The organism is Ottowia thiooxydans (assembly GCF_040548795.1).
GTDB lineage: Bacteria > Pseudomonadota > Gammaproteobacteria > Burkholderiales > Burkholderiaceae_C > Ottowia > Ottowia thiooxydans_A.
Genome location: NZ_JBEPSH010000021.1, coordinates 1 through 5,849, shown reverse-complemented (window position 1 = coordinate 5,849; position 5,849 = coordinate 1). Strand labels below are relative to the sequence as shown.

Annotated in this window: 6 protein-coding genes and 1 pseudogene; 1 reads left to right on the top strand and 6 read right to left on the bottom strand. The window is 56.4% G+C overall.

All coding sequences use genetic code 11. The annotated features are described in order from the left end of the window. Nucleotides 1–360 precede the first annotated feature (360 nt). The 6 genes and pseudogenes from ABIE13_RS27455 to fahA all read right to left on the bottom strand — a co-directional run bounded on the left by ABIE13_RS27455 (nt 361) and on the right by fahA (nt 4,779). Entirely contained in the window at nt 361–792 is a 432-nt protein-coding gene (locus ABIE13_RS27455; protein ID WP_354449479.1) for a hypothetical protein, read from the bottom strand. A gap of 11 nt (nt 793–803) precedes the next feature. After that, complete coding sequence (locus ABIE13_RS27450; protein WP_354449477.1) at nt 804–1,013, bottom strand: hypothetical protein; 210 nt, start codon at nt 1,011–1,013, stop codon at nt 804–806. 159 nt (nt 1,014–1,172) lie between these two features. Continuing rightward, nucleotides 1,173–1,743: pseudogene (locus ABIE13_RS27445) on the bottom strand (GbsR/MarR family transcriptional regulator). A gap of 109 nt (nt 1,744–1,852) precedes the next feature. Next, nucleotides 1,853–2,410, bottom strand: a complete 558-nt coding sequence (locus tag ABIE13_RS27440; RefSeq protein WP_354449475.1) for a cupin domain-containing protein — start codon at nt 2,408–2,410, stop codon at nt 1,853–1,855. A 14-nt stretch (nt 2,411–2,424) separates the two neighbouring features. Next, nucleotides 2,425–3,399, bottom strand: coding sequence for a tripartite tricarboxylate transporter substrate binding protein (locus ABIE13_RS27435; protein WP_354449473.1), 975 nt, complete (start codon nt 3,397–3,399; stop codon nt 2,425–2,427). Nucleotides 3,400–3,459: 60 nt separating this feature from the next. Then, nucleotides 3,460–4,779 carry a fumarylacetoacetase gene (fahA, locus tag ABIE13_RS27430; RefSeq protein WP_354449471.1) on the bottom strand — a complete coding sequence of 440 codons (1,320 nt, stop codon included), beginning with the start codon at nt 4,777–4,779 and terminating at the stop codon, nt 3,460–3,462. 154 nt (nt 4,780–4,933) lie between these two features. On the opposite strand from fahA, the gene ABIE13_RS27425 reads away from it, so the two are divergent. Beyond that, nucleotides 4,934–5,617: a TetR/AcrR family transcriptional regulator gene (locus tag ABIE13_RS27425; RefSeq protein WP_354449469.1), complete on the top strand. Its 684-nt coding sequence runs from the start codon at nt 4,934–4,936 to the stop codon at nt 5,615–5,617. The last annotated feature ends 232 nt before the right edge of the window (nt 5,618–5,849 follow it).

The following is a 5,849-nucleotide window of genomic DNA, read 5'->3' as shown; positions in this document are numbered from 1 at the left end:
GAGCCTGCATGCATGAACACGACTGGTTGCCCAGTTCCGCCGGTATCCCAATACCAAAGGCGTGCTCCCCCGACATCAATCCAGCCTTCCTGGGCTGGCGCCGGCGTTGGTATCGGTTCAGGAGTCCAGACAGGAGCCGTCCGTGCAAGGGATCGTTTGTTCATGGAAGCCCGGGCTGAGGTTGAACCGCATATTCTCGCGATCGGAAGCCCTGTTGTCTCCGGTCATGCTGCAAAGCAGTTATGCCCACCATAGTTGATCGCTCTTTTGGTGAAGAGAGTTCGCGGTGCATCTTCATCTTTGGCCGATGGATCTCATCGGTGTTTCAAGTTTCGGGCGCGGGTGCCGCGTATGTGAATATCAAAAACCTACCGCCTGACCATCCCTGCGCGAATCAGATGCGGCTAGATAGCCTGTTGGAAGCTTATAGACGAACTGGCCAGAGCCAAATCTTATGAACCCTGTGGGCTTGACATCCACCGCATGTCCCATGTCTGCGCGATGGGAGGGGACCGCAGAGGTTGTCATGCTGGTGGCTGGGGTGGTGGTCAGACCCAAGCCTAGACCGGCCAACAGGACCAGCCCGGCGGAAGTGACATCCATACCAAACCCAGCTGTGAAATACAGTGGCAGATAAATCGTGAAAGGCCAGTAGCTGAAATTCATTCCGACGCAGCCCAGGATTGCGCCGGTAAAGTCACGGATGCTGAACACCGAGAAGTCGAACATGGGGTGTGTATGTGTGCGCTCAGCGATGATGAAGCCGACCAAGCTCATTGCTGTGACAACCATCAGCCCCAAGGCTATTGGGCTGCCCCAACCCAGGTCCAACCGATGCCCTCATAGGCGCGAGCCAGGCAGCCCTCACCGACAAAGACCCTGCCTTGTGCATCCACCCCGTGAATGGAACGCATCAAATCCTCCTGCGGAGCGGGACCACCTTGAAAGCCGGTTTCTGCGCAGTTGATGAAACAAAGGCGTCCTTGCGTATTGCGCAGCATCAGGTTGGTCATCTCCGCATTGCAGAAACGACAACTGGCGTCGCAGTACAGGGTGAGGGGGAATGATATGAGGGGTCGGTCATGGCGATTCCTTTTTTATTCGTTATTTCTGTATAAACAGAAATTAACACTGAAAAAAGAGGCAGGACGAGCCCTGCCTGGCGAGGATACTCAAGGTCGTTGTGCGGAGTGCTTTTCTTTCTCTGAGTATGGTGAGGTGCCGCGAACAAAGCGCTGCACGCTGACGCCGAGGCCCAAGATCTTGTCCAGCGTGCCTGGCGACAGGCGCAGCATTTCATCTGCCCAGGCGGCAAGTTTGTTCATCAGAGCCAGAGTAGAGCGGATACGGTCTTGCGCGTCAGCGGTTTCGCCCTTGAACTCGGGGCTCTTCACCAGGGTAGAGAGCATGCGGATGGTGGGGTCAAACTCGCGCTCCTTGCGCTCACGCACAATCGCGCGAAAAAGCTCCCATATATCCACGCTGGTCTCAAAGAAGTCACGCCTGTCGCCCAGTACATGGGTGGTGCGGATCAATTCCCAGGCCTGCAACTCTTCCAGGCTATTGCTCACGTTGGAGCGTGCTACCCCAAGGGTTTCGCTCAATTGTTCCGCGTTGAGCGGCTGTCTGTCCGTGCACAAACAGCAAGGCGTGAATCTGCGCTACGGTACGATTCACACCCCAGCGCGAACCCATCTCTCCCCAGTGCAGTACAAATTGCCGTTGAGTCGTGCTCAGTTCTATGAGACGAATCGTACTGACGCATGAGCTTCCCGCCATGATGCTTAACGTAGAACGCGGCTGGCGTACGCAGGGATCAAATGTCTGCGAGCGGAAGGTTCAGGCGATGCGATCAACGCACCGTGTCTACGAGAATGAAGGCAACCTTGACGGGTTTTCCTGATCGGTTTGCCCAGGCGTGGCTTGTGCCACGCTGAATGAGGACATCACCGGCTTTCATGAGGGTCTCGCCTTCTTCCATGATGGCCAGCACTTCACCTTCAAGCACGATCGCATAGTCTATGGTGTTGGTCTGGTGCATGCCCGGATGCTCGCCGGACTGCACGTCACGGTGAGCGTCCGGAAACATCGACTTGAACGTCGCATCCATCAGGCGGCGAAGCTCCATCGGGTCCTGGGGTTCGGGGGGCCATTCGATGATGCGTACAACGGTGCCACCGGGAGGAGGAAGCACGCCGCTGTGCTTGGCAATGGAATCTGCTGCCGAGAGCCCATCGCCGGGCAAGGTCCGCCAGAGGTCGGTGATCCTGTAGCCTGGTCGCTCGGGGACGACCTTTTGCGCAGGAGAGGGCCCATCGGACTCGATGATGGAGCGTCCGTTGGAGTCAAGACCGGTCAGGATTCTTCGGATCGGAGATGGCGTGTCGAGCATATGGAGTGTAAGTTTCAAAGGTGATTGGGAACTTAGTTTGTCTCGAGGTTGAGATCCGGCACCAGAGATGCGTTGGATTTGTAGGTCGCCAAGATGCGCTCCTTGAAGGCAGCGCCATTGAGGTACTGCGGCACCTGCATGAGCATCTTCGCGTTCGATGAAAAAGCATTCGACTTGGTGACTTTCTCGCAGATGCGCTCTATTTCAGAGACCACTGCTTTAGGGGTCCCCGCGGGAACATAGAGCCCATTGAGCCCCGGCGTAACGGCTGGCCCCCCGAGTTCAGTGATGGATGGAACGCTTGCAAATCCGGGATGGCGCTTATCTGAAAGTACAGCCAGGACGCGGAGGTTCTTTCCAGCCAAAGAAGAAATAGCGGGCACGCTGAAGTCCAACGTTCCTCCCATCGTGTCTGATATCAGGGGTGCGTCACCACGGTACGCGATGGAGTTGAGTTTGATTTTCATGGATTGTTCAATGGCGGCCATCGACAGATGTGGAACGCTTGCCGGGCCAGCATGGCCGTAGGAAACGACCCCTGGCTTCTGCCGCGCGCTAGCCACCAACTCCTCGAAGGATTTAATAGGCGAGTCCTGCTTGACTGCAATCGCGAAGACGTTCTCGAAAACCTGACAGACTGGCTCGATCTGGTCGGTGGTGAATGGCATTCGTTTGTTGACAAACGGGGAGTTTGTCAACGGCGAGGCAGGAGAAAAGACCACTGTGTACCCGTCAGGTTTCGCGCGTGCCAGAAACGAGAAGCCCACCACGCCACCCGCGCCCTCCCGCGCACTCACGATCCACTGTTGTCCAGTGTCCTTGGATGCCTCGTTGGCAAATGCACGTGCCATCGCGCCGACGCCGCCGCCCACGGAATAGGGAACGATGGTTTCTACCAGCTTGGAAGGATAGCTTTCTGTCTGTGCGATAGCTGGCACCGTGTAGGCCGTGGCGAGCGCCAAGCCTATGAAAGGGGCCTGGAGCGCTTGGCTGAATATTCTTGGCATTGATTGTCTCCTTGTGTGAAAAGTGAATTGGGGGTGTCCGGTGTTACCAGAGCGAGCTGTTTAGCCGGCCTGGCAGGGATGTATGCGACCTGCGCAAACGCCAAATCCGATAGGCACTGCTCCGTTGGCGACACAGCGTCCTCGGATTTCGACTTCATCTCCATCTTCGAGGAAGGCTCGCAGTTCTCCGGTGGGCAACTCGAGCGGCAGGGTGCCGCCCTGAGTCAGTTCCAGCAAACAACCGAGTTGATCGCGCACCGGGCCGGACACCGTTCCGGAGCCAATGATGTCGCCGGGCTCAACGACGCAGCCATTGCTCGTCTGGTGCGCGAGCATCTGCGCTGGCGTCCAATACTGATCCCGGAAATTCGGTGATGAGATCAGCGTGGCGGGCAAACCTCTTTCGCGACCCTGTTCGGTTTGCAGGTAGATCTCCATTTGGATATCGATTCCGCCATTCACCTGGTCTTTGGTATCTAGTAAATACGGGAGAGGCGATGGCACGTTACTGGCCCTTCGCACCGCCGCTACACGAAAGGGGGCAAGTGCTTCGGTGGTCACGATCCAGGGAGAGAGTGTCGTCAGCGAGCTCTTTGCAAGAAACGGCCCGAGCGGTGCCGACTCCCAGGTCTGGAGGTCGCGCGATGACCAGTCGTTGAGCAGGCTGACGCCGAAGATGGACTCGTCTGCCTGGTCCACACGAATGGGCTTGCCCAATTCGTTGCCGCGACCTATGTGGATTGCCACTTCGCATTCAAAGTCCAACCGGCGGCTCGGTTCATAAACCGGTTCGGTCATGTCCTTGGGGATTTGTTGCCCGCATGGTCTACATAACGGAGTGCCACTCACGCGCAGGGTTGAGGACCGTGCGTGATAGCCGACTGGCAAATGGTGGAAGTTGGGCTGCAGCGGCGCATGTGGCCGAAGCATGCGTCCGGTATTTGAAGCGTGATGGATGGAAGTGAAGAAGTCCGAAAAGTTGCGTACATCGGCTGGCATTCGCATCAGTGCATTGGTGGCATCAACCAGGCATGAAACAACTTCAGAGCGATCGGGGCCGCCGTGACGCAGCAGGCGCGACAGCAGTAGGCGCAACGTTGACAACTGCGCAGGTGTAAGGTCCATCAGCGTGTTCAGGCTGTCACTTGCGCAGGCTTTGATGAGACTGGCGTCCAGGTCTTTAAGTAAGCCGATGTTGGTCATCTGTCTCAAATCCAGAACGTGATTTCCAATTGCAACGCCTACCCTGCGTGATGGATCGCTTTCTGTTGTGAATCGACCAAATGGAAGATTTTGTATAGGGAAATCGGATTGGCCGGGTGCGGATCGTGGCACCCATGAGCATAGCGATGGATTGTGTGTTTCGTTCAGACTGGTCATGCTCTTCTTAATTAGTAGGTCGAGTGTACAACTATGAAATATGATGTGGATTCGGGTAAACCCGTTTTTTCTCTTACAGAGCCATCAGAAGTGCTTTTCGTATGGTCATCTACAATAGGACGGATGATCAAAAATAGCTTGATGGAGTGAGAAAATGAGTCGTGCCGAGACGCCGGAAAAAGTCTTGGACGCTGCGGAAACGCTCTTTGCGCAGAGGGGCTACCACGGCGTCTCTTTGCGTCAAATCGCGCAAGAGGCTAAGGTTGCTGTTTCGCTGGTGCAGTACCACTTCGCGAATAAGGAAGAGCTCTTTGGTGCGGTTCTAGGGCGGCGGATCGCAGTGATCAATTACGAACGGCTCCAGCGCCTCGACGCCGTGGAACAACGCTCCAAGGGGCAGCCTGAACTCCAGGATGTGCTACGAGCGTTCTTGGAGCCGACCCTGCTTTTCTCCCGAAACAAGGCGCAGGGCGGGCAGCAATATGCGCAACTCATCGCGCAGATCAGCAACGATCCCCAACCACACGCGCGACGAGTGTCAAGAGAGCACTCAGATCCGATCGCGCGCCAGACAATTCGCGTGCTGGCGAAGGCGCTGCCGCACATGGACCAGAAGACGCTGACGTGGTGCTACCTTTTTTCGGTAGGAGCGATGGTCTCGGCTATGTCGCCTACCGGCCGTATCCGGACTATTTCAGAAGAACGCAATGATCCCGATGACACCACGGAGTTGATCCAGCTCCTGGTTACGTTCCTGACTGGCGGCTTTCAAGCCACATACGCCACATACCCCACATACCCCACAGCAGACACTACTAATGCGGCGCACCAGGCTTGATGGGTTCAGTACCTAGCATGCACTGAAGGATGCAAGTTTGACGACATCGCATCACTAGGAGTTTGGGCGACCAGGCGTCCCACGCTCCTAGGTGTTATGCCGTCCAATAAACCCCAGCACCGCCGCGTTAAACGCCACCGGCTGCTCCCAGTTCGAGCAATGTCCCGCTTCTTTGATGATCACTACATCTGCATGCGGCATATGCGAGGCCTGCATGCGAAGAAGCGCGGGC

Bases quoted from the DNA above. Each gene is read 5' to 3' on its own strand.
- ABIE13_RS27425 (WP_354449469.1), top strand. From the start codon at position 4,934: ATGAGTCGTGCCGAGACGCCGGAAAAAGTCTTGGACGCTGCGGAAACG.
- ABIE13_RS27455 (WP_354449479.1), bottom strand. From the start codon at position 792: ATGGTTGTCACAGCAATGAGCTTGGTCGGCTTCATCATCGCTGAGCGC.
- ABIE13_RS27450 (WP_354449477.1), bottom strand. From the start codon at position 1,013: ATGACCAACCTGATGCTGCGCAATACGCAAGGACGCCTTTGTTTCATC.
- fahA (WP_354449471.1), bottom strand. From the start codon at position 4,779: ATGACCAGTCTGAACGAAACACACAATCCATCGCTATGCTCATGGGTG.
- ABIE13_RS27435 (WP_354449473.1), bottom strand. From the start codon at position 3,399: ATGCCAAGAATATTCAGCCAAGCGCTCCAGGCCCCTTTCATAGGCTTG.